This window comes from Streptomyces sparsus (assembly GCF_054776295.1).
Genome location: NZ_BAAHCA010000732.1, coordinates 1 through 2503, shown reverse-complemented (window position 1 = coordinate 2503; position 2503 = coordinate 1). Strand labels below are relative to the sequence as shown.

2 protein-coding genes are annotated in these 2503 nt (G+C 73.5%); both read left to right on the top strand.

Annotated features, from left to right (window positions below; all coding sequences use genetic code 11):
• Positions 1–2139, top strand: a 2139-nt coding sequence (locus tag ACYVE9_RS22730) for a S41 family peptidase (RefSeq protein ID WP_461029753.1), incomplete at its 5' end; no start/stop codon positions are given.
• Between the two features lie 116 nt (positions 2140–2255).
• Complete coding sequence (locus ACYVE9_RS22725) at positions 2256–2441, top strand: hypothetical protein (RefSeq protein ID WP_461029752.1); 186 nt, start codon at positions 2256–2258, stop codon at positions 2439–2441.
• Positions 2442–2503: the final 62 nt, after the last annotated feature.

Genomic DNA, 2503 nt, shown 5'->3' with positions numbered 1-2503 from the left:
GGCGACGAGGGCCCGCCCCGGACCGCCGGCGGCGGGCTCGCGGCCCCCGGCACCGGTGACGCGTTCCCCGGCACCGGGGCCACGTCCGACGTCGCCGGGGACACCACCGACGTCACCGAGCTGATCCGGTCGGTGAACGGGCCCGTGCGCGACCTGGCCTTCTCCCCCGACTCCGGCTGGCTGGCGTGGGCCCACCCCGGCATCGGCCGGTCCCTGCGGCAGATCAGGATCGCCAGGCTCGCGGACCGGACGATCCTGGACGTCACCGGCGGCCGGTTCGAGGACGAGCAGCCGGTCTTCACCCGCGACGGCCGCTACCTGGCGTTCCTGTCGTGGCGCGGCTTCGACCCCGTGTACGACGTGCACACCGGTGACCTGTCCTTCCCGCTGGGCTGCCGCCCCTACCTGGTGCCGCTGTCGTCGGCGACCCCGTCGCCGTTCGCCCTCTCCCCGGAGGGCCGGCCGGCGGCCGGCGGCCTCGACCCGCAGACCGTGGAGGAGGGCACTGGCGAGGACGGCACCGTCACCGTCGAGGCGGAGGGCCTGGCCAGCCGCGTCACCCCGTTCCCGGTGACGGCCTCCAAGTACTCGGGGCTGCAACCGGTCGCGGGCGGCGGACTGATCTGGCTGCGGTACCCGATCTCCGGCGCGCTCGGGGAGACCTTCGCCAACCCCGCCGACACCTCGGGGCGCCCCACCCTGGAGCACTTCGACCTGGTCAAGGCCCGGCGCACCGAACTCAGCAGCGACGCGGACGGGTTCGAGGTGAGCGGCGACGGCACCCGCCTGGTGCTCAACGACGACGGCCACCTCAGCGCGGTCCCCGCCGACGAGTCGGCCGACGCCGACACCACCGTCCCGATCGACCTGCGGCGGATCCTGCACGAGGTGGACCCGGGCGCGGAGTGGCGGCAGGCCTACGAGGAGGCCGGCCGGATCACCCGGGCCTACTTCTGGGAACCGTCGATGTGCGGCATCGACTGGGACGCGGTACTGGCCCAGTACCGTCCGCTCCTCGAACGGATCGCCTCCCCCGACGAGTTCGCCGACCTGCTGCGTGAGGTGCTGGGCGAACTGGGCACCTCGCACGCCTACGTCTCCGCCGCCCGCCGCAACGAGGGACCGCCGCACTACCAGCGGCCCATCGGGCTGCTCGGCGCCGACTTCACCCACACCAAGGACGGCGAGTGGCGACTGGCCCGCATCCTGCCGGGCGACTCCTCCGACTCCAGGGCCCGTTCACCGCTGGCCGGCTCCGGAATCCGTGAGGGCGCGGTGCTCACCCACGTGGGCGGACGTCCGGTGGACCCGGTGGCCGGCCCCTGTCCGCTGCTCGCCGGCGCCGGCGGCACCACCGTGGAGCTGACCTTCCGCGCGGCGGACGGCACCGGGCCGCTCCGGCGCGTCGCCATCGTGCCGCTGGTGGACGAACGGCCGCTGCGCTACCAGGACTGGGTGGCCAAACGGCGGCAAGCGGTGCGGGAGTTGAGCGGCGGCCGGTGCGGCTACCTGCACATCCCCGACATGGGCGGCTCCGGTTGGGCGCAGTTCAACCGCGACCTGCGCATGGAGGTGTCACGGCCCGCGCTGATCGTGGACGTGCGCGGCAACGCGGGCGGCAACATCAGCGAGTTGGTGATCGAGAAGCTCACCCGCACGATCCTCGGCTGGGACCTGACGCGCAACGCCCAACCCGTCTCGTACACCGGCAACGCGCCGCGCGGCCCGGTGGTCGCCGTCGCCGACGAGGCGACCTCCTCCGACGGCGACATGATCACCGCGGCGTTCCGGCTGCTCGGCCTGGGCCCGGTCGTCGGTGCCCGCACCTGGGGCGGAGTGGTCGGCATGACGGGACGCCACCGGCTCGGCGACGGCACGGTGATCACCGTGCCGATGAACGCCGCCTGGTTCGAGGAGTACGGCTGGGACGTGGAGAACCACGGCGTCGCCCCGGACATCGAGGCGCTGCGCACCCCGCTGGACTGGGCGGAGGGCCGCTACATGGTGCTCAGCACCGCCGTGCGAACCGCCCTCGACCTGCTGGAACGCCACCCGGCGCGCACTCCTCCCGGCTACGGTTCGGTCCCCGACCGCCGACGCCCGCCCCTGCCGCCCCGCGACCGGCCGACCCCGCCCTGAGGGTGCGCGCAGGTGCCGTGACGCTCGGTAGCCGTCCGTGATGCGAAGTATGTCGGCCCGTGCCACGCTGATCGAGGCGTAACCGCCCCCCGATCTACGGAGAAGAAACCATGGGTATGGCAGACCAGTTCAAGGACAAGGCGCAGGAAGCGGCCCAGAGGGCCAAGGACGCGATGCAGGAGCGCGACAAGGAGTCGAAGGACACCCGGGAGCGCGAGCACAAGGGCAAGCGGGACATGGGTCAGGAGGCCAAGGACCGCATGGGCGACGCCCGCGAGCGCCGGGACCGGCACGGCCGCTGAACGGCGGCCGGTGTCGACCGGTGACCGGTACTGACGGCAAGCCGGCGCCGAGCGAGAGCCGG

Bases quoted from the DNA above. Each gene is read 5' to 3' on its own strand.
- ACYVE9_RS22725 (WP_461029752.1), top strand. From the start codon at position 2,256: ATGGCAGACCAGTTCAAGGACAAGGCGCAGGAAGCGGCCCAGAGGGCC.